Annotated in this window: 19 protein-coding genes; 11 read left to right on the top strand and 8 right to left on the bottom strand. The window is 68.2% G+C overall.

The window, feature by feature from the left end:
* The first annotated feature begins 39 nt into the window (after window positions 1-39).
* From JHC79_RS04420 to JHC79_RS04395, 6 genes are all read left to right on the top strand, one after another.
* Window positions 40-1,776, top strand: coding sequence for a nitrite/sulfite reductase (locus JHC79_RS04420; protein ID WP_296388734.1), 1,737 nt, complete (start codon window positions 40-42; stop codon window positions 1,774-1,776).
* A complete protein-coding gene (locus tag JHC79_RS04415) occupies window positions 1,773-2,504 on the top strand; it encodes a phosphoadenylyl-sulfate reductase (protein ID WP_296388732.1) in 732 nt (243 codons plus the stop codon). Before JHC79_RS04420 ends, JHC79_RS04415 begins: the two co-directional genes overlap by 4 nt.
* Window positions 2,501-3,454: a sulfate adenylyltransferase subunit CysD gene (cysD, locus tag JHC79_RS04410; protein ID WP_296388730.1), complete on the top strand. Its 954-nt coding sequence runs from the start codon at window positions 2,501-2,503 to the stop codon at window positions 3,452-3,454. Before JHC79_RS04415 ends, cysD begins: the two co-directional genes overlap by 4 nt.
* A gap of 52 nt (window positions 3,455-3,506) precedes the next feature.
* Window positions 3,507-4,802 carry a GTP-binding protein gene (locus JHC79_RS04405; RefSeq protein ID WP_296388727.1) on the top strand — a complete coding sequence of 432 codons (1,296 nt, stop codon included), beginning with the start codon at window positions 3,507-3,509 and terminating at the stop codon, window positions 4,800-4,802.
* Window positions 4,799-5,533, top strand: a complete 735-nt coding sequence (locus tag JHC79_RS04400) for a sirohydrochlorin chelatase (protein ID WP_296388725.1) — start codon at window positions 4,799-4,801, stop codon at window positions 5,531-5,533. Before JHC79_RS04405 ends, JHC79_RS04400 begins: the two co-directional genes overlap by 4 nt.
* 82 nt (window positions 5,534-5,615) lie before the next feature.
* Complete coding sequence (locus JHC79_RS04395; RefSeq protein WP_296388723.1) at window positions 5,616-6,413, top strand: GDSL-type esterase/lipase family protein; 798 nt, start codon at window positions 5,616-5,618, stop codon at window positions 6,411-6,413.
* A gap of 21 nt (window positions 6,414-6,434) precedes the next feature.
* On the opposite strand, the gene JHC79_RS04390 is transcribed toward JHC79_RS04395, so the two are convergent.
* The 5 genes from JHC79_RS04390 to JHC79_RS04370 form a co-directional block, all read right to left on the bottom strand.
* The gene (locus JHC79_RS04390; protein ID WP_296388721.1) at window positions 6,435-7,430 is read right to left on the bottom strand and encodes a sulfate/molybdate ABC transporter ATP-binding protein; all 996 of its coding nucleotides are present in this window, start codon (window positions 7,428-7,430) and stop codon (window positions 6,435-6,437) included.
* Window positions 7,427-8,335, bottom strand: a complete 909-nt coding sequence (gene cysW / locus JHC79_RS04385; RefSeq protein ID WP_296388719.1) for a sulfate ABC transporter permease subunit CysW — start codon at window positions 8,333-8,335, stop codon at window positions 7,427-7,429. Before cysW ends, JHC79_RS04390 begins: the two co-directional genes overlap by 4 nt.
* Window positions 8,332-9,189 (bottom strand): sulfate ABC transporter permease subunit CysT, encoded by an 858-nt coding sequence (gene cysT / locus JHC79_RS04380; RefSeq protein WP_296388718.1) that lies wholly within the window; start codon window positions 9,187-9,189, stop codon window positions 8,332-8,334. The genes cysW and cysT overlap by 4 nt, the downstream gene beginning before the upstream one ends.
* Window positions 9,186-10,253, bottom strand: coding sequence for a sulfate ABC transporter substrate-binding protein (locus JHC79_RS04375; RefSeq protein ID WP_296388789.1), 1,068 nt, complete (start codon window positions 10,251-10,253; stop codon window positions 9,186-9,188). Before JHC79_RS04375 ends, cysT begins: the two co-directional genes overlap by 4 nt.
* 410 nt (window positions 10,254-10,663) lie before the next feature.
* On the bottom strand, window positions 10,664-10,864 hold the full coding sequence (locus JHC79_RS04370; RefSeq protein WP_296388716.1) for a hypothetical protein: 201 nt from the start codon (window positions 10,862-10,864) through the stop codon (window positions 10,664-10,666).
* A 151-nt stretch (window positions 10,865-11,015) separates the two neighbouring features.
* Between JHC79_RS04370 and JHC79_RS04365 the strand changes: the two genes are divergently transcribed.
* The gene (locus JHC79_RS04365; protein WP_296388714.1) at window positions 11,016-13,016 is read left to right on the top strand and encodes a glycoside hydrolase family 15 protein; all 2,001 of its coding nucleotides are present in this window, start codon (window positions 11,016-11,018) and stop codon (window positions 13,014-13,016) included.
* A gap of 36 nt (window positions 13,017-13,052) precedes the next feature.
* On the opposite strand, the gene JHC79_RS04360 is transcribed toward JHC79_RS04365, so the two are convergent.
* Genes JHC79_RS04360 through lepA form a run of 3 tightly spaced genes read right to left on the bottom strand, consistent with a single transcriptional unit; the run spans window position 13,053 to window position 17,984 of the window.
* Window positions 13,053-13,967 carry a cation diffusion facilitator family transporter gene (locus JHC79_RS04360; RefSeq protein ID WP_296388713.1) on the bottom strand — a complete coding sequence of 305 codons (915 nt, stop codon included), beginning with the start codon at window positions 13,965-13,967 and terminating at the stop codon, window positions 13,053-13,055.
* 48 nt (window positions 13,968-14,015) lie between these two features.
* Window positions 14,016-16,052, bottom strand: a complete 2,037-nt coding sequence (locus JHC79_RS04355) for a M3 family metallopeptidase (RefSeq protein WP_296388712.1) — start codon at window positions 16,050-16,052, stop codon at window positions 14,016-14,018.
* A gap of 24 nt (window positions 16,053-16,076) precedes the next feature.
* Entirely contained in the window at window positions 16,077-17,984 is a 1,908-nt protein-coding gene (gene lepA / locus JHC79_RS04350) for a translation elongation factor 4 (protein ID WP_296388711.1), read from the bottom strand.
* Between the two features lie 141 nt (window positions 17,985-18,125).
* On the opposite strand from lepA, the gene JHC79_RS04345 reads away from it, so the two are divergent.
* From JHC79_RS04345 to JHC79_RS04330, 4 genes are all read left to right on the top strand, one after another.
* Window positions 18,126-18,734, top strand: coding sequence for an alpha/beta fold hydrolase (locus tag JHC79_RS04345; protein ID WP_296388787.1), 609 nt, complete (start codon window positions 18,126-18,128; stop codon window positions 18,732-18,734).
* Between the two features lie 10 nt (window positions 18,735-18,744).
* The gene (locus tag JHC79_RS04340; RefSeq protein ID WP_296388710.1) at window positions 18,745-19,314 is read left to right on the top strand and encodes a type II toxin-antitoxin system PemK/MazF family toxin; all 570 of its coding nucleotides are present in this window, start codon (window positions 18,745-18,747) and stop codon (window positions 19,312-19,314) included.
* A 67-nt stretch (window positions 19,315-19,381) separates the two neighbouring features.
* The gene (locus JHC79_RS04335) at window positions 19,382-19,837 is read left to right on the top strand and encodes a MerR family transcriptional regulator (protein WP_296388709.1); all 456 of its coding nucleotides are present in this window, start codon (window positions 19,382-19,384) and stop codon (window positions 19,835-19,837) included.
* A 1-nt stretch (window position 19,838) separates the two neighbouring features.
* Window positions 19,839-20,831, top strand: a complete 993-nt coding sequence (locus JHC79_RS04330; protein ID WP_296388708.1) for an aldo/keto reductase — start codon at window positions 19,839-19,841, stop codon at window positions 20,829-20,831.
* Window positions 20,832-20,842: the final 11 nt, after the last annotated feature.

Here is a 20,842-nt window from a genome sequence, read left to right as displayed (position 1 = left end):
CACCAAGCGAACCGGCACCAGCCCGTAGGAGCACCACCCATGACCTCGACGCCCGACACGGAGGCACTCGACACGGGGGCACCGCCCGCGGAGGCGACGACCCGCCCCGCTCGCCGCCCACGGCCCGCCAAGCGCCGCGCGGAGGGGCAGTGGAAGCTCGGTTACCGCGAGCCGCTGAACCCCAACGAGCAGGCGAAGAAGGACGACAACCCGCTCAACGTCCGCGCGCGGATCGAGAACATCTACTCCAAGCGCGGTTTCGACTCGATCGACAAGCAGGATCTGCGTGGCCGGATGCGGTGGTGGGGGCTCTACACCCAGCGCGCACAGGGCTACGACGGCACGTGGACCGGCGACGAGAACCTCGACCTGCTCGAGGACAGCCACTTCATGATGCGTGTCCGCTGCGACAAGGGCGCGTTGACCGCGCAGCAGCTGCGCACGATCGGCGAGATCTCCACCGAGTTCGCCCGCGACACCGCCGATCTGTCCGACCGCGAGAACGTGCAGTACCACTGGATCCGCATCGAGGACGTTCCCACCATCTGGGAGCGGCTCGAAGGGGTCGGACTCAAGACCACCGAGGCCTGCGGTGACTGCCCCCGCGTCGTGCTGGGCTCCCCGCTGGCCGGCGAGGCGATCGACGAGGTCCTCGACCCGACGCCCGCGATCGACGAGATCGTGCGCCGGTACGTCGGCGACCCGTCGCTGTCCAACCTGCCCCGCAAGTTCAAGACGGCGATCTCCGGACTCCAGGACGTCGCCCACGAGGTCAATGACATCGCGTTCATCGGCGTCGAACACCCCGAGCACGGCCCCGGACTGGACCTGTGGGTCGGCGGTGGCCTGTCGACGAACCCGATGCTGGCCCAACGCGTCGGCGCGTGGATCCCGCTCGACGAGGTCCCCGACGTCTGGGAGGCCGTCTGCACGCTGTTCCGCGATTACGGCTACCGGCGTCTGCGCGCCAAGGCGCGGCTGAAGTTCCTGCTCAAGGACTGGGGCATGGAGAAGTTCCGTCAGGTCCTCGAGGACGAGTACCTGGGCCGGAAGTTCATCGACGGTCCCGCGCCCACCCCGCTCACCGAACCGCGTGATCACGTGGGCGTGCAGCGGTTGAAGAACGGACTCAACTCGGTCGGCTTCGCCGCCATCGCCGGCCGCGTCTCCGGGACCGCTCTGACCGCGGTTGCCGCCGCGGCGGAGCGTGCCGGGTCCGATCGCATCCGGTTCACCCCGTACCAGAAGCTGGTCATCCTCGACGTCGCCGACGACAAGATCGACACCTTGATCGCCGAGCTGGCGCCGCACGGTCTCGACGGTCGCCCGTCGCGGTGGCGGCGCAACCTGATCGCCTGCTCGGGCATCGAGTTCTGCAAGCTCTCGTTCACCGAGACCCGCAAGCGCTCACAGCGTTTGGTGCCCGAGCTCGAGGAGCGTCTGGCCGACATCAACGCTCAGCTCGACGTGCCCATCACCATCAACATCAACGGCTGCCCCAACTCGTGCGCTCGCGCACAGATCGCCGACATCGGCTTCAAGGGACAGCTGATCGAGGACGAGAACGGCAACCACGTCGAGGGATTCCAGGTGCATCTCGGCGGAACCCTGGGTCAGGATGCCGCATTCGGTCGTAAGCTCCGTCAACACAAGGTCGGTACCGAGGAACTCGGCGACTACATCGATCGGGTCGTCCGTAATTTCGTCAAGCATCGGGACGAGGGCGAGCGATTCGCACAGTGGACGCTTCGCGCACAGGAGGAGGATCTTCGGTGAGTACGGCAGTGCGCGTGGAAGCGCAGCTACGGGAACTGGTCGACGCGGGCAACCGTGATCTCGGCCCGGACGCGACGCCACAGCAGCTGCTCGCGTGGACCGCGGAGAACTTCGGCACCGACTTCGTCGTCGCGTCGAACATGCAGGACGCGGCCCTCGTCGACCTCGCCGTCGACACGATCGACCCGGCGCTGATCGACAACGAGAAACTGAAGGTCCTGTTCCTCGACACCGGCTACCACTTCGCCGAGACCCTCGGGACACGCGACGCGGTCGAGCAGGTCTACGGCGTCGAGATCGTCAACGTGACGCCCGAGCAGACCGTCGGTGAACAGGATCAGCTGTTGGGGCGCAACCTGTTCGCGTCGAACCCCGCCGAGTGCTGCCGCCTGCGCAAGGTGGTCCCGCTGCAGCGCGAGCTGAGCCGCTTCTCGGCCTGGGTCACCGGCATCCGCCGCGTCGAGTCCCCCACCCGCGCGAACGCGCCGCTGATCTCGTTCGACGAGGGCTTCGGTCTGGTGAAGATCAACCCGATCGCCGCCTGGACCGACGAGCAGATGCAGGACTACATCGACCGTCGTGGCGTCCTGGTCAACCCCCTCGTCGACGAGGGATATCCGTCCATCGGGTGCGAACCCTGCACCGTGAAGCCGGCACCGGGTGCCGATCCGCGCAGTGGCCGTTGGGCCGGACGCTCCAAGACAGAATGCGGGTTGCACGCCTCATGACCATCGAACAGTCGAACGCCGTCGGGACCACGCCCCCCGCGGGGGTGAGCGACAAGTCGGAGTACAGCACTCTCGACGCCCTGGAGTCCGAGGCCATCCACATCTTCCGTGAGGTGGCAGGCGAGTTCGAGCGTCCGGTCATCCTGTTCTCCGGCGGCAAGGACTCCACGGTCCTGCTGCACGTGGCGATCAAGGCGTTCTGGCCCGCACCGATCCCGTTCTCGCTCCTGCACGTCGACACCGGGCACAACCTGCCCGAGGTGTTGGCGTTCCGCGACGAGGTGGTCGCGCGGCACAACCTGCGCCTGCACGTCGCGAGTGTCGAGGACTATCTCGCCGATGGTCGGCTGACGGAGCGACCCGACGGTGTCCGCAACCCGTTGCAGACCGTTCCCCTGCTCGACGCGATCACCGCGAACCGCTTCGACGCGGTCTTCGGCGGCGGACGTCGCGACGAGGAGCGCTCCCGCGCCAAGGAGCGGATCTTCTCGCTGCGCAACGCCTTCGGGCAGTGGGACCCCAAGCGTCAGCGTCCCGAGCTGTGGAACCTGTACAACGGTCGCCACGCCCCGGGCGAGCACGTCCGCGTGTTCCCGCTCTCGAACTGGACCGAGCTCGACGTGTGGCGGTACATCGCCCGCGAGCAGGTCCTGCTGCCCGCGATCTACTACGCGCATCAGCGTGACGTCTACGAGCGCGACGGCATGTGGATGACGCCCGGACCGTGGGGCGGGCCCCGCGACGGCGAGCAGGTGCAACGACTCTCGGTGCGGTACCGCACCGTCGGCGACGGTTCGACGACCGGCGCGGTCCTGTCCGACGCCGCCGACAACGACGCGGTCCTCGCCGAGGTCGCCGCGTCGCGTCTGACCGAGCGCGGCGCCACCCGCGGCGACGACCGGGTGTCGGAGGCGGCGATGGAGGACCGCAAGCGCGAGGGGTACTTCTGATGAGCGCCCGCACCCCGATGAACGCCACTGGTGAGATGAACGGACGCAACCGATGACCGCAGGACCCGACCTTCTCCGCATCGCCACCGCGGGCAGCGTCGACGACGGCAAGTCGACCCTGGTCGGACGACTGTTGTTCGACACCAAATCCGTTCTCGCCGACCAGATCGACGCGGTCACCCGCGCCTCGGTGGACAAGGGACTCGACACCCCTGATCTGTCGCTGCTCGTCGACGGCCTGCGCGCCGAGCGCGAGCAGGGGATCACCATCGACGTCGCCTACCGGTACTTCGCGACCCCGCGCCGGTCGTTCGTCCTCGCCGACACCCCCGGCCACGTCCAGTACACCCGCAACACGGTCTCCGGCGCGTCGACGGCGTCGCTGGTCATCCTGCTCGTCGACGCACGCACCGGCGTGGTCGCCCAGACCCGTCGGCACGCCGCGGTGATGGCCCTGCTGGGTGTGCCGCAACTGGTGTTGGCGGTCAACAAGATCGACCTCGTCGACGACGCCGAGACGGTGTTCGCCGACATCAGCGCCACCTTCGCCGACCTGACCCGGACGCTGGGCTGGTCCGACGAGCAGGTGCAGGCCATCCCCGTCTCGGCGCTGCGCGGTGACAACGTGGCGACCCGCTCGGAGCTCACCGGGTTCTACGACGGTCCCACGCTCATCGAGCACCTGGAGACGGCCCCCAACGTCGCTGATCGCGCGCCCGTCGGGTTCCGCTTCCCGGTGCAGTACGTGATCCGTCCGCGCACCGCCGAGTACCCGGACTACCGCGGCTACGCGGGGCAGGTCGCCGCCGGTCGTGTCGAGGTCGGTGACGACGTCGTGGTGCTCCCGTCCGGGATCCGCACGACGGTCGCGGGCATCGACACCGCCGACGGCTCGCTCGAGTCCGCACACACCGGCCGTAGCGTGACCGTGCTGCTCGCCGACGACATCGACATCTCGCGGGGCGACGTCATCGCCGCGGCCCACGATGCGCCGGAGCCGATCTCGAGCTTCACCGCGACCGTGTGCTGGCTCGGCGACAAGCCACTGCTGCCCGGCGCGCGACTCCTGCTCAAGCACGGCGCGTTCACCACGCCCGCCATCGTCGGTGGCGTCGACACGCTGTTCGACGAGCAGGAACTCTCTCTGCGAGACGCACCGGATCGGTTGGAGCTCAACCAGATCGGTCGGATCTCGGTCCAGACCGCGCAGCCGATCAGCGCGGACGACTACCTGGTCAGCCGCGAGTCCGGCAGCTTCCTGCTCATCGACCCTCAGGGCGGCAACACCCTCGGCGCCGGTCTCGTCGGCGACGCGCTCGCACCGCTGCACCTGTCCGAACTGGTGTGACCCCCACGCTGGTCCTCGCGGCGCACGGCAGCCGTGATCCCCGCTTCGCGGTCACCGCGGAGCGGGTGCGTGATGCCGTCGACACGGCGTTGCCCGGCGTTCCGGTTCAACTCGCCTACCTCGACCTCAACGAGCCCACCGTGGGCGACGCGTTGTCGGATGCGGTCGGCTCGCACGTCGTGGTGGTCCCGTTGCTGTTCTCCACCGCGTTCCACGCGACGGTCGACCTCCCGGCGATCATCGACGCGTTTCGCGCCGATCGCCCGGACACGGCGGTCACCCAGACGGCGACGCTCGGGGGCGACGGTCGACTGATCGATGCTCTGGCAGATCGTCTCGCGCACATCGGAACCCGCGACGACGACGGGGTGATCGTCTGCGCGGTCGGCAGTCGCGACCCGGCGTCCGACGGCGAGCTGGATGCCGTCGCGCGACGTCTCTCGCACAGGCTCGGCGGCACCGCTGTGCGCCCGCTGTTCGCGACGCGCCTGGGCACCGACGGGGTGCACCTGCGTTCCGCGATCGACGCGTTGACCGCCGACGGTGCGCGACGCATCGTGCTCAGCCCGTACTTCCTGTCCGCGGGCACGCTCACCGATCGGGTGGAGAGCGCGCTGGACGTGATGGCGCCCCACGCCGCGGTGGCCGGGCCGATCGGGCCGCATCCCGGACTCGTCGCGATCATCTGTGAGCGCTATCGCGTGGCTGCCGGGAGCGGCGTACGCGTCTGACATCGTTCCCCGATGTCCGCCGAACCACGCACCCGTCGCGCTCGGGTGTCGCCACCGACCATCACCGGCACACGGGAGAGTCATGAACAGGAATTCGGGCGTGGCACGGTACGTCGCACTCGGGAGCTCTTTCGCAGCCGGACCCGGAATCGAGCCGATCATCGATCGCCGCGCGGCCCGCTCCGGCAACAACTACGCGCATCTGGTGGCGGCCCATCTGGGGGCCACCGTGACGGATGCGACGGTCTCGGGTGCCACGACGACGACGATTCTGACCGAGTCGCAGCGAGCCGTCGGCCGTCGGTTCCCACCACAGATCGAGGCCGTCGACTCCGCGACGGACCTGGTGACGATCACGGCAGGCGGTAATGATCTGGGGTATCTCGGCGGACTGCTCCTGAGGTCCGCTGTCAATCGGCTCGACGAGCATCGGATCACATCGCTGCTGGCGGCGCCGCTGCATAAACGAACCGCGACACGTCCGATGTCAGATGACCAGATCACGACGACCGTGCGCGGCCTCACTCGCATCGTCGGCGAGACACGACGGCGCGCTCCGCGCGCACGAGTCGTCCTGGTCGACTACCTACCCATCCTCGACGCCGGCACGGCGATGAGCGCCACGGTCCCGCTGAGAGCCGAGGAGGTCGACCATGCGCGCGCAGTGGCCACGACGCTGTCTGAGATCTACCTGGCAGCCGCGCGCGAATCGGGCGCCGAGATCGTGCCGGCGTCGTCGTACGGCAGCGGACACGGGGCGGGATCGCCCGATCCCTGGGTCAACGGGTTCTCGGCCCGGAGGCTCTCCTCGTCGTTCCACCCGACTGCCGCGGGTATGCGCATCGTCGCCGATCGTGTCATCGACCTGCTGCTCGCCTGAGCGACACCGCCCAGGTCCGTCCTAACTCGCGATGGCCGGTACGCGCGTGGCGCGCACGTAGACCTCGTCGCCCTCGGACAGCGCCAGCGCCTCGGCGTCACCGCGGGTGATCTGGGCGTGGAACTCGTCGCCGGTGGCCACGTTCGACAACTCGACCCGGACCTCGAACCCGAGATGCACGACCCGGTGCACCCTGGCCTTGAGCACGCCGGTCTCGGCGCTGGCCTGATCGGCGCTCGACAGCGCCAGGTCGGGTGTGCGTCCGACGCGGATGTCGTGCGGACGGACCAACGATCCGTTGAGCTTGGCCACCGACCCCAGGAACGACATCACGAACTCGTTCTGCGGACGGTCGTACAGGTCGTCGGGACTGCCGACCTGCTCGATCCGCCCCTTGTTCAGGACCGCGATCCGGTCGGCGACGTCGAGGGCCTCCTGCTGGTCGTGGGTGACGAGCACCGTGGTCACGTGGACCTCGTCGTGCAGACGCCGCAACCACTTGCGGAGATCCTCGCGCACCTTGGCGTCGAGGGCACCGAACGGCTCGTCGAGCAGCAACACCTTCGGGTCGACCGCCAGCGCGCGGGCCAACGCCATGCGTTGGCGCTGCCCGCCGGACAGCTGCGCCGGGTAGCGCGTCTGGAACCCGGCCAGTCCGACGACGTCGAGCAGCTCGTCGACCTTCTTCGCGACCTCGGCCTTGGGGCGCTTGCGAATCTTGAGGCCGAACGCGACGTTCTCGCGCACGGTCATGTGCTTGAACGCGGCGTAGTGCTGGAAGACGAACCCGATGTCGCGGTTCTGCGGCGACACCCTGGTCACGTCGTCACCGTTGATGTAGACGGTGCCGGAGTCGAGTTGGTCCAGCCCGGCGATCGACCGCAGCAGCGTCGACTTGCCCGATCCCGACGGGCCGAGCAGGGCGGTCAGCGATCCGGACGGGATCTCCAGCGACACGTCGTCGAGGGCCGCGAAGTCGCCGTAGCGCTTGTTGGCACCGGAAACAGAAATCGTCATCGTGCGTACTCCTTGTCACCGGCTGTGGTGTCGATCGGAAGGGTCTCGTCGGTCGGGTCGGGGGTGTCGTTGCTCGTGCGACGTGCGCTGCGGGTGACCCGCCCCACCGCACCGCGTCGTTCGATGAGGGTCATCGCGAGCAGGACGAGCAGCGCGATGAACATCAGCAGGGTCGCCGCCGCGTAGGCGCCGAACTCGTTGTAGTCGTCGGTGTAGCGCGACGACACCAGCAGCGTCAGGGTCTGCGAGATACCGGGGAACCCGGACGAGACGATGATGACCGCGCCGTACTCGCCGAGGCTGCGCGCCACCGTGAGCACCACGCCGTAGGTCAGGCCCCACCGGATCGCCGGCAGGGTGATGCGTCGGAACGTCTGCCAGCCGCCGGCTCCGAGGGTGGCCGCGGCCTCCTCCTGTTCGGTCCCGATCTCCCGGAGCACCGGTTCGACCTCGCGGACGACGAACGGCAGGGTGACGAAGATGGTCGCGAGGACCATGCCCGGCAGCCCGAAGATCACGCGGAAGCCCAGGCTCTCGATGCCGCCGAACCAGCCGCCGTATCCCCACAGCAGGATCAGCGACACACCGACCACGACCGGGGAGACCGCGAACGGCAGGTCGATGATGGCCTGCACGATGCCGCGGCCGCGGAACCGGCCGCGGACCAGTGCGATCGCCGTCGCGACACCGAAGATGACGTTGAGCGGTACGACGATGATCACGATGAGCAGGCTCAGCTGCAGCGCCGAGATCGCCGCCGGGGTGGTGATCCAGTCCCAGAACTGCCCGAGTCCGTGTTCGAAGGAGCGCCAGAAGATCAGCGCCACCGGGACGACGAGCAGCACGAACAGGTAGAGCAGCGCGACGGTGCGCAGACCGTACTTCGACGCCGGTGACAGCTTCACGAGTCCGCTCCCTCACGCTTGGCCGACCGACGTCCGACGACGCGCAGCACCAGCAGGACGACGAAGGCGATGAGCAGCAGTACGACCGACACCGCGGAGGCGTCGATGGGCTTGTCGACCTCGAGCTGCTGCTGGATGTACTGCGACGCGACCTGGGTGTCGCCGGGGATGTTGCCGCCGATGAGCACGACCGAGCCGAACTCGCCGATGGCTCGGGTGAAGGCCAACCCGGCGCCGGTGAGGATCGCCGGTGCGAGCGACGGGACGATGATCCGCCACCAGATGGTCAGGTTGGACGCGCCGAGCGATGCCGCGGCCTCCTCGACCTCGCGGTCGACCTCGATCAGCACGGGCTGCACCTGACGCACCACGAACGGCAGCGTCACGAAGGCCAGCGCGATCACCAGGGCGGGCTTCGTCGCGTTGAGCTCTATGTCGATCGGGCTGTTGGGCCCGTAGAGAGACAGCAGGACGAGGCTCGCGACGATCGTCGGCAACGCGAACGGGAGGTCGATGAGCGCGTTGACGATCCGCTTGCCCGGGAATTCGTCCCGGACGAGGACCCACGCCACGAGCGTGCCCATCACCACGTTCACCAGGGCGACGACCACCGACACCAGCACCGTGGTCTGGATGGCACCGACCGCGTTGTCGGCGGTGACCGCATCGGCGAATCCGCTCCAGCCGTCCTCGAACGACTTCGCGGTGATCGCGGCCAGCGGCAGCAGGACGATGACGGTGAGCCAGAGTCCGGCCACCCCGATGCCCAGCGGCCCGCCACCGACGATCCGGCGGCCTCCCGCGAGCTTCGGGGGTGGTGCGGCGGATACGGGTTCGACCTGCACCGACGTCATGACTTGCCTCCTGCGTCGTAGATCTTGCTGATCGCGCCCTTGGTCCCGAAGAGCGCGGAGTCGACGGCCTTCCAGCCGGTCAGGTCCTTGCCCTTGTTCTTGGCCGCGGTGCCCTTGCCCAGCACCTTGCCCAGATCGGAGATCGTCCACAGCTTGTCGATGGTCCCGGGGAACAGCGACCTGGTCGCCTCGATGACGTCGGGCTTGACCGGGCGGAAGCCCTGCTGGGCCCAGATCCGCTGCCCCTCATCGGTGAAGAGATAGTCGACGAACGCGTTCGCGGCGGCCTTGTTGTCGCTGGTGTTGACCACCGCGACCGGGTTCTCGATCTTGAACGTCGTCGGGGGGATCACGTAGTCGACCCGCTGCGACCGCGGTGCGGTGTTGTTCTTGCGCGACAGCATGATCGCTTCGTTCTCGTAGCTGATCAGGACATCGCCCTGGCCCTGCTCGAAGGTGGTGGTCGCCTCGCGCCCCGACTTCGGGTTGACCCGGATGTGGTCGCGAAGCAGCTTGGTCACGTAGGCGAGACCCGCCTTGGGGTTCGCACCGCCGTTGCTCTCCGCGGCGTAGGGGGCGAGCAGGTTCCACTTCGCCGAGCCGGAGCTGCCGGGGTTGGGGGTGATCACCTCGACGCCCGGCTTGAGCAGGTCGTCCCAGTTGCGGATGTTCTTCGGGTTGCCCTCACGGACCACCAGCGCCACAACCGATCCGAACGGCGTGCTGTTGTACGGGGCGTGCTGGGACTTCCAGTCCTTGTCGACCACTCCCGCGGTGACGAGCCGGGTGATGTCGGGCTCGACGGAGAAGTTGACCACGTCGGCGGGCACACGGCGGGCGACCTTGCGGGACTGGTCCCCGGAGGCTCCGTAGGACTGGGAGAAGCCGATGTCCTTGCCCGCCTCGGTCTCCCGGAACGCCGGGATGATCTTGTCGAAGCCGGGCTTGGGGGTGGCGTAGGCGATCAGGTTCACGTGTTGCGAACCGCTGGAGATGTTCTCTCCGCCCGGGGTGTCGGTGGACCCGCCCGCGCACGCGGCGACGGTGGCCGCCACGACGAGCATCGACACCACCGCCCTCGACAGGCGGGCGACCGACGACGGGAATCGTCGGGCGGCCGGGGCCCGGCGTGGTGCCGGGACTCGATGGACGAACATGGGGCGACCCCTTGGTCTGGTACGTGGAGAAGGACGTTCGAGAGTTCGAGACATGGGGGCGCGCACGGCGGCGCCCCGCGTGGGTCAGCGACAGAAAATGTCTGCGACGCAGCGGTATTCCACCGCGATCAGGGACAACCGGTATCGCACCTGGTAGCCGTTGGGTTCGAACACAGGCCGAAGATTATCACCGGGACCACACGGCCTCCGGTGACCATGAATGCTCTTCTGAGCAGCGCTAACGGGTGACGAGCCAGGCGACGAGCACGAGTATGAGCAGAGCGATAAGAGCGATGGTGACGCGGGAGCGCGGCATGTCAGTGATCCTCGCTCGTGCGCTCGGTCGGCCGCACCCGGTCGACGAGGTTCGACACACCGTTGACCAGGGCGTTCAGGACAATCGCGGCCACTATCGCCGCCGGGATGACCACGGCCAGCGACACCAGCAACTGCGGCAGGAACGACAAACCGGTGAGCCATGCCTCCACACCGTCCCACCAGGTCCGCAATCCGTTCACGCGCCCAGCCTAGCCTGCGCGATTTTATTCACGGTGAATCTAAAGTCGACCGCGGCCGACGGGTGTCCGGTGTCGCCGGTCACCGACAGCTGTCGCCGGACGCGCCGTCTACGTGTGGCGCAGCATGGCACCGCTCACTCATGATGGACCGATGACAACCCCCTCAGCGGACGGCGTCGCCACGGCGTTCGCCGCCGGCGGAGCCCACGCCGGCTCGTTCGATCCCGACGTCAGCGCGTTCACCCCGGCCACGGCCACGCGCAACGCGTTTCCCCCGATCGACGACTACGCCTTCCTGTCCGACTGCGAGACCAACTGCCTGATCGCGCGCAACGGCGCGGTCGAGTGGATGTGTGTCCCCCGTCCGGACTCCCCCAGCATCTTCGGGGCCGTGCTGGACAGATCCGCAGGGCACTTCAAACTCGCCCCTTACGGGGTCAACGTGCCGGTCGACCGCCGCTACCTGCCGGGCAGTCTGATGGTGGAGACGACCTGGCAGACCGACACCGGCTGGATCGTCGTCCGCGACGCACTGGTCATGGGGCCCTGGCACGACATCGAGACCCGATCACGCACGCACCGCCGCACCCCGACCGACTGGGACGCCGAGCACATCCTGCTGCGCACCGTGAAGTGCGTGAGCGGCACCGTCGAGGTCGCCATGAGCTGCGAGCCCGCCTTCGACTACCACCGCGGTACCACCACCTGGGAGTACTCCGGGCCCGCCTATTCCGAGGCGATCGCGACCGCGACCGACACCACCCACCCCGTCCCCACGTTGAAGTTGACCACCAACCTCAAGCTGGGACTGGAGGGACGCGAGGCGCGTGCCCGATCACGACTGACCGAGGGCGACGACCGCTTCATCGCGTTGAGCTGGTCCTCGCAGCCCGCGCCGCAGAACTGGGAGGAGGCGGCGCAGAAGATGTGGTCGACGTCGGAGTCGTGGCGTCAGTGGATCAACGTCGGATCGTTCCCCGACCACCCGTGGCGGGGCCACCTGCAGCGCAGCGCGCTGACCCTCAAGGGTCTGACCTACTCCCCCACCGGCGCACTGTTGGCCGCGGCGACCACGTCGCTGCCCGAGACGCCGGGCGGAGAACGCAACTGGGACTACCGCTATGCGTGGGTGCGTGACTCGACCTTCGCGCTGTGGGGTCTCTACACCCTCGGCCTCGACCGGGAGGCCGACGACTTCTTCTCGTTCATCGCCGACGTGTCCGGGGTGACCAACGGTGAGCACCATCCTCTGCAGGTCATGTACGGCGTGGGTGGCGAACGCACCCTCGACGAGGAGGAACTGCACCACCTCTCGGGTTACGACGGCGCGCGACCGGTCCGCATCGGCAACGGCGCGTACAACCAGGCGCAGCACGACATCTGGGGCACCATGCTCGACTCGGTGTACCTGAACATGAAGTCCAACGACACGATCCCCGAGACCCTGTGGCCGGTGCTCAAGGCGCAGGTCGAGGAAGCGGTCAAGCACTGGAAGAAGCCCGACCGCGGGATCTGGGAGGTGCGCGGCGAACCGCAGCATTTCACCTCGTCGAAGGTCATGTGCTGGATCGCCCTGGACCGTGGTTCCAAACTCGCCACCATGCACGGCGAGAAGTCGTACGCCAAGACGTGGGCGGGCATCGCCGACGAGATCAAGGCCGACGTCCTCGAACACGGCGTCAACGGCAACGGCGTGTTCACCCAGCGATACGGCAACGACGCCCTCGACGCATCCCTTCTGCTGGTCCCGCTGCTGCGCTTCCTACCGTCCGACGACGAGCGGGTCCGCAACACCGTGCTCGCCATCGCCGACGACCTGACCGAGAACGGTCTGGTCCTGCGCTACCGGGTCGAGGAGACCGACGACGGCCTGTCCGGCGAGGAGGGCACGTTCACCATCTGCTCGTTCTGGTTGGTGTCCGCACTCGTCGAGATCGGTGAGCTGGCCCGCGCGAAGCAGTTGTGCGAGCGACTGCTCAACTACTCCAGCCCACTCAAGCTCTACGCCGAGGAGATCGACGCCAAGACCGGCCGCCACCTCGGCAACTTCCCGCAGGCGTTCACGCACCTGGCGCTGATCAACGCCGTCATGCACGTGATCCGCGCCGAGGAGGCCGGCGCACACAGCACGTTCGTGCCCGCGAACCACTGATCTCCCACCGCGGCCGTCGAGCCGCGGTGGGAGTGGTCAGTCCAGACGCCAGGACTCGTAGGCGGCCGGATCGCCGATGGGTTCGAGGTGGATGGTCACGTGCAGGTGGTCGAGCGACTGAACGAGATCGGTCTCGACCTCTTCGACGAGATCGTGGCCGCGCTGCACGCTCCACTCGCCGGGCACCAGCATGTGCAGCTGCAGGAAGCGCTCGTGGCCCGACTCGCGGGTGCGGATGTCGTGGAAGTCGATGTCGGAGCTGCGATACCGGTCGAGCACCGCGTCGACCCGACCGCGGTCCTCGTCGGGTAGAGCCGTGTCCATCAGCCCCGCACCGGATTCCCACACCAGCCGTCCGCCGACGACGAGAATGTTGACGGCGACCGCGATCGCGATCAGCGGGTCCAGCGGCAGCCACCCGGTGAGCGCCACCAGCAGCACACCGACCACGACGCCCGCGGTCGTCCACACGTCGGTCAGCAGGTGCTTGCCGTCGGCCTCCAGCGACAGCGACCGGTGCCGCCGCCCGATTCGCAACAGCAGCACACCGACCCCACCGTTGATGGCGGTGGCGACCAGTGAGATCACCAATCCCAGCCCGACGGAGTCGAGTTCGGACGGGTTGAACAGGCGTTCGGTCGCGGCCACGATGATGATCCCCGCGGCGATCACGATCATCACGCCCTCGAAGACCGCGGAGAAGTACTCGGCCTTGGTGTGGCCGAAGTTGTGGTCGTCGTCGGCCGGGCGTGCCGCGACCCGCAGCGCGATGAAGGCGCCCACCGCGGCGACGACGTTCACCATGGACTCGGCGGCGTCGGAGAGAAGACCCACCGACCCCGACACCCGCCAGGCGACGATCTTCAGCGAGATGACGACGACCGACGCGACGATGCTGATCAGCGCGTAGCGGGACAGGTCTACACGGGCGGGTGTGGTCACTCCGATCATCTTGCCCAACCGCGCGCGATCGGCGCACACCGACCGTGTCGGGGCGTCTCAGCCCGCCGCGGCCACGAGTCCCTTGCGCGCCAGCAACGGCTCGATCTCCGCGCTCCGCCCGATCAGTTCGGCGTGCGCGGCGATGGGATCGACACTGTCGCCGCGGGACAGGGTCGCGTCGGCGAAGCGTTGCCCGTTGGCGCGGGTCAGGCCGCCGTTGGCGAGGAACCACTGCTCGGTCTCGGCGTCGAGCACCTCCGACCAGATGTAGGAGTAGTAGCCGGCCGAGTACCCGCCGCCGAAGATGTGGTTGAAGTAGGCGCTGCGGTAGCGCGGCGGGATGAGATCGCTGGCGACCCCGGCGGAGGCGAGTGCACGGGCCTCGAAGGCCTCGACGTCGGTGATCTCGTCGTCGGCGGTGATGCGGTGCCACTCGAGGTCGAGAACCGCGGCGGCCAGGTATTCGATGGTGCTGTGCGCGGACTCGACCGAGGTGGCCTCACGGGCGGCCTCGGCGAGTTCGGGCGGGATGGCCGCACCGGTCTGGTGGTGTCGGGCGTAGCCGGACAGGACGGTCGGGTGCAGGGCCCACATCTCGTTGACCTGGGATGGGAACTCGACGAAATCACGGGGGACGTTGGTGCCCGACTGCGACGGGTAGCGGACCGCCGAGAGCAGCCCGTGCAACGCGTGACCGAACTCGTGGAACAGAGTGGTCAGCTGGTCGAAGGAGAGCAGGCACGGCGAACCCGGTTGCGGCTTGGTCAGATTCAGCACGTTGACGACGATCGGGTGGGTGACGAGCAGCTGCGACTGGTCGACGATGTTGTTCATCCAGGCACCGCCGCGCTTGCTGGGCCGCGCGAAGAAGTCGCCGAGGAACAACCCCACCGACACCCCGTCGGCGTCGAACACCTCCCACGTGCGCACATCGGGGTGATAGGTCGGCAGCTCCGGACGTTCGACCATCCGCAGTCCGTAGAGTGCCCGCGCCGCGGCGAACACCCCGTCGGTGAGGACGCGGTCGAGTTCGCAGTAGTCGTCGAAGGCCTCGAGCGACACCGCCGAGTTCTGCCGCTGCTCGACCGCGAGCCGGTGGGTGATGTCCGACGGCGCGATCGGATCGGACCCCGACCCGTGCAACCGTGTCAGCTCACGCCCACCCGCGCGCATCGCGGCGGCGACCAACTCGGACAGGAACGACTGCACCGCATCGGCGTCCGGGGCGGTCTGCTCGGCGATGACGAACTCGGCGTGGTTGCGGTAGCCGAGCAGTCGGGCGCTGCGGGCACGCAGCGCGGTGATCTCCAGGACCATGGCGCGGGTGTCGAATTCGTTGCCGCGCGAGCAGCGGCTCACGGACGCCTCGAAGACCCGCCTGCGGGTCTCCGGGTCGGTCAACGAGGCCAGCGCCGACTGACTGGTCGGCAGATCCAGGGACAGCAGCAGTTTGCCGTCGTGGCCCGCCTCGGTCGCCGCGTCCGCGGCGGCCGAGATCGCCGACGCCGACAGGCCGTCGAGGGCGGCCACGTCGTCGACGAGCACCGCGCTGGCATTGCTGTCGTCGAGCACGTACTGCGAGAAGGTCGTCGTCAATGTCGACAGCCGTCCGGAGATCTCCCGCATCTGACGCTGGCCGTCGTCGTCGAGCGCCGCACCGGCACGCACAGCGTCACGAAAACGCCTCTCCAACAACCGTAGTGATGGTTCGTCGAGACCGAGCGAGTCACGGGTCCGGTACAGCTGCTCGATGCGTGCGAACAGGGCGCCGTGCAACGCGATCGTGTTGCCGTGCTCGGTCAGTCGCGGTGCGAGTTCCTGAGCGATGGCGTTGCGGGCCGGATTGGTGTCCGGGCCCACGAGATTGAAGAACACGCCGGCCGCCTGCGCGAGAGCGCGGCCGGTCTGCTCCAACGCCTCGATGGTGTTGGCGAACGTCGGCGGCCGGGTGTCCGCCGCGATCGCCTCAACCTCACGCAGGTGTTCGGCCATCGCGATGTCGAACGCGGGCACGAAGTCGTCGTCGGAGATGGACGGGAAATCGGGCAGTCCGTGGATGTGGGGGCTCGGCGCGAGCACCGGGTTGGTCGGCATGCCCACGATGGTAGTGCGGCGGGCCTACTTGCCCTTGGACTTGTCGTTGCCCGCATCCGATGACAGCGCCGCCACGAAGGCCTCCTGCGGGACCTCGACCCGACCGATGGTCTTCATCCGCTTCTTGCCCTCCTTCTGCTTCTCGAGCAGTTTGCGCTTACGGCTGATGTCACCGCCGTAGCACTTGGCGAGCACGTCCTTACGGATCGCCCGGATGTTCTCGCGCGCAATGATCTTCGAGCCCACGGCGGCCTGGATCGGCACCTCGAACTGCTGGCGCGGGATGAGCTCTTTGAGTTTGAGCGTCATCTTGTTGCCGTAGGCGAAGGCGCCGTCCTTGTGCACGATCGCGCTGAACGCGTCGACGGCCTCGCCCTGCAGCAGGATGTCGACCTTCACCAGTGCCGATTCCTGTTCGCCCGCCTCCTCGTAATCCAGGCTGGCGTATCCACGCGTTCGGGACTTGAGTGCGTCGAAGAAGTCGAAGATGATCTCGGCCATGGGCATCGTGTAGCGCAGCTCGACGCGGGTCTCCGAGAGGTAGTCCATGCCACCGAGTTCGCCACGGCGGGACTGACACAGCTCCATGATCGTGCCGACGAACTCGCTCGGCGCGATCACCGTCGTCTTGACGATCGGTTCGAAGATGGCCTGGGCCTTGCCGTCGGGCCAGTCCGACGGGTTGGTGACCGTCATGTCGGCACCGTCCTCGCCGACGAGCCGGTAGACGACGTTCGGCGCGGTCGAGATCAGGTCGAGGTCGAACTCCCGCTCGAGTCGCTCACGTGTGATCTCCATGTGCAGCAAACCCAGGAAGCCACAACGGAATCCGAACCCGAGCGCCACCGAGGTCTCCGGCTCCCAGGTCAACGCGGCGTCGTTGAGCTGCAACTTCTCCAGCGCGTCGCGCAGATCCGGGTAGTCCGACCCGTCGACCGGGTAGAGCCCGGAGTAAACCATCGGGCGGGGCTCCCGGTATCCGGTCAATGCGTCGGTCGCCCCGTTTCGGGCGGTCGTGATCGTGTCGCCGACCTTCGACTGCCGGACGTCCTTCACACCGGTGATGAGATAACCGACCTCGCCGACCCCGAGGCCTTTCGACGCTTTCGGCTCGGGCGAGACGATGCCCACCTCGAGGCACTCGTGCGTGCTGCCGGTCGACATCATCTCGACCTTGACGCGCGGCTCGAGACGCCCGTCGACCACGCGGACGTAGGTGACCACGCCGCGGTAGGTGTCGTAGACCGAGTCGAAGATCATCGCCCGTGTCGGACCGTCGGCGTCGCCGACCGGGGCGGGGATCAGCTTCACGATCTCGTCGAGCAGCTCGGTGACGCCGGCACCGGTCTTGCCCGAGACACGCAGGATGTCGTCGGGGTCGCAGCCGATGATGTGTGCGATCTCGGCGGCGTAGCGATCGGGATCGGCCGCGGGCAGGTCGATCTTGTTCAGGACCGGGATGATCGTGAGGTCCTTGTCCATGGCCAGGTAGAGGTTGGCCAGCGTCTGCGCCTCGATGCCCTGGGCGGCGTCGACGAGCAGCACCGCACCCTCACAGGCCTCCAGCGCGCGCGACACCTCATAGGTGAAGTCGACGTGTCCGGGGGTGTCGATGAGGTGCATGACGTAGTCGGTCGTCACGCCGTCGGTCGTGACCTGCCACGGCAGGCGGACGTTCTGCGCCTTGATGGTGATGCCGCGCTCGCGCTCGATGTCCATCCGGTCGAGGTACTGCGCCCGCATCTGCCGCGCCTCGACGACACCGGTGAGCTGCAACATGCGATCGGCCAGCGTCGACTTGCCATGGTCGATGTGGGCGATGATGCAGAAGTTCCGGATCCGTTCGGGATCGGTGAAGGTGGTGTCGGCAAAGCTGGGAATCGAACTCACTCCTCTGACGGGACGTCGCGTACCCCCAGTTTCGCACGTCATGGACCCCGCCCGGCGTGCGCAGCACTCCTCGGCGCCGGGCCCACCGTTACCGTGGGCGCCGTGGCCAACCATGATGACGCCGGCGCCGGCGACGACCGGACGACCGGCGAGCCCCTGGCCGACGACGGTGTCGTCGGGGTCCTGCACCGCCCGGCCGGCGAACCGATCGCGACCGCCGTGCTCACCCACGGGGCCGGCGGCAACCACGACGGCCTGCTGCTTCGTCAGCTGGGAGCCGCGCTGAGTGCACGTGGGGTCCTGGTCGCCCGGATCGATCTCCCGTATCGGCAGAACCGCCCGAAGGGCCCGCCCAGTCCGTCCGGATCGGCGCGTGACCGGGACGGCATCGCCCGGGCGTGTGCGCTGCTGCGCGAGCTGGGGGCCGGCCCACTCATCGTCGGCGGGCACTCCTACGGCGGCAGGCAGGCGTCGATGGTCGTCGCCGACGACGCCTCGGTCGCCGACGGACTGTTGCTGACGTCGTATCCGCTGCACCCGCCCGGCAAGCCCGATCGCCTGCGCGTCGAGCACCTGCCCCGCATCACCCGGCCGGTCGTCGTGGTGCACGGGCCGTCGGACCCGTTCGCGACCACCGACGAACTCACCGCCGCCGTCGCCCTGATCCCGGCGCCGACGACTGTGGTGGAGATCACCGGCACCGGGCATGATCTGCGACCCGACCGCAAGCCGACGGCCGAACTGACCACCGCTGCGGTGCTGTCGCATCTCGTGGGCCGCCCGACCGATTAGATTCGTCCCCATGGCGAACTGGACATCCGTGGCCCTACGACTGGCCCGGCAACACGGGCCGCGCATCTACCGCGAACTCCAGCGATCGGGCGCCCTCGACAAGGGCAAGGCCGCGATCACCGCGCGGATGAACGGCGGCACCACGACGCCGAGCGCCGCTCCCGGCCCGCAGGGACGCCCCGTCACCGACACCGACCGTCCCACCGCCGATCGAGCGCGACGCATCGAGTACAGCCCAGCGCTCGACGGCGCCGCCGACCCCGGCGAGATCGTGTGGACGTGGGTCGCCTTCGAGGAGGACGCCTCCCAGGGCAAGGACCGCCCGGTGCTGGTGGTCGGGCGAGACGGGACCACGCTGCTGGGTCTGATGCTCTCGAGCCAGGGCCACCGCGCCGACGACCCCGACTGGCTCGAGGTGGGAACGGGTTCGTGGGATGGCGGTCACAAGGTCAGCTACGTACGTCTCGACCGCGTGCTCGACGTCCCTGAACAGGGCATCCGCCGCGAGGGCGCGATCCTCGACCGATCCCGCTTCGACGCGGTCGCCGACCGCCTGCGCAGCGGGTACGGCTGGAACTGACGACGCCTGGACCGACATTTCGGGCGACCCTTGCGTTGGAGTGCACTCCAGCTCCTACGCTTGGTCGGTGACCACAACCACCGATCCGCTGGTCTCCGGCGGCACCGACGACGAGCGCACCTACGGCATCGCCGAGGTGTCGACCATCACCGGTCTGACGCCCGACACGTTGCGCTGGTACGAGCGCGAGGGCATGGTGCCGCCGATCCCCCGCGGCGGCGACCGGCGTCGTCGCTACACCGACCGCTACATCGGCGTGATCACACTGCTCGTTCGGTTGCGCGAGACCGGGCTGCCTGTGGCCGACATGCGTCGCTTCGCCCAGTTGATCGAGGGCGGACCCGACACCCACCCGGAACGTCTGGCGATCCTGCTCGCCCACCGGGCGCGAATCGCCGAGCGGCGCAGGCTGATCGACGAGACCAGCGACGCACTCGAGAACAAGATCAGGCACTACTCCGCACTCATCGAATCCGGCGGCGAGTGCACCGCCGCCGACCGTTCCGCACAGAGAGACTCATGAGATGACACGGCAGACACACCTGGGTGACGGTCTCACCGTCAGCGCACTGGGATTCGGCGCCATGGCGGTCGCGCAGGTCTACGGATCGGTGTCGCACACCCAGGGGCTCGCTGCCCTGCACAGCGCGATCGACCAGGGCATGACGTTCATCGACACCGCCAACGTCTACGCCGACGGCGAGAACGAGCGACTGGTCGGCGAGGTCCTCCGCGACCGGCGCGACGAGGTCACCCTGGCAACGAAATTCGGCATCGTCGGACTCTCGATCTCGGGAGAATCGCGTCCGACCGCCCGTGGCGAGCACGACTACGTGCTCGCGTGCTGCGACGAGAGCCTGGAGCGGCTCGGCGTCGACACGATCGACCTGTACTACATGCACCGCCGCGATGTGTCGGTGCCGATCGAGGAGACCGTCGGCGCGATGGCCGAACTCGTCGCCGCGGGCAAGGTTCGCCATCTGGGCCTCTCCGAGGTGACCGCGGACGAGATCGCCACTGCGAGTGCCGTACACCCCATCGCCGCGGTGCAGAGCGAGTGGTCCCTGTGGTCGCGCGATGTGGAGCGCGGCGTGGTCCCCGCGGCCGTCGAACACGGCGTCGGCTTCGTGCCCTACTCCCCGCTGGGTCGCGGCTTCCTCACCGGAACGGTGGCGACCCTGTCCGACAACGACTTCCGCCACAAGATCCCACGCTTCGCAGGTGCGAACCTCGATGCCAACGCAGCCGTGGTCGACGTCGTGCGTGGCGTGGCCGACGAGCTCGATGCCACCCCGGCGCAGGTCAGCCTGGCCTGGTTGCTCTCCCGAGCCACCACCCTGGGTATCGCTTCCGTCCCGATCCCGGGCACGCGCAACCCCGCCCGCATCACCGAGAACCTCGGCGCGCTGTCGTTGTCGTTGACCGACGAACAGATCACGCGACTCGACGCGGCCGCCGACCTCGTGGCCGGCGCGCGGTCGGGCGACCCGAACTGGGTCTCGCAGGGCCGGGAGTGATCCCGGCCCCC

Origin of the sequence: Williamsia sp. (assembly GCF_016462415.1) — a bacterium.
Lineage (GTDB): Bacteria > Actinomycetota > Actinomycetes > Mycobacteriales > Mycobacteriaceae > Williamsia_A.
This window is presented reverse-complemented; position numbering and strand designations above follow the sequence as displayed.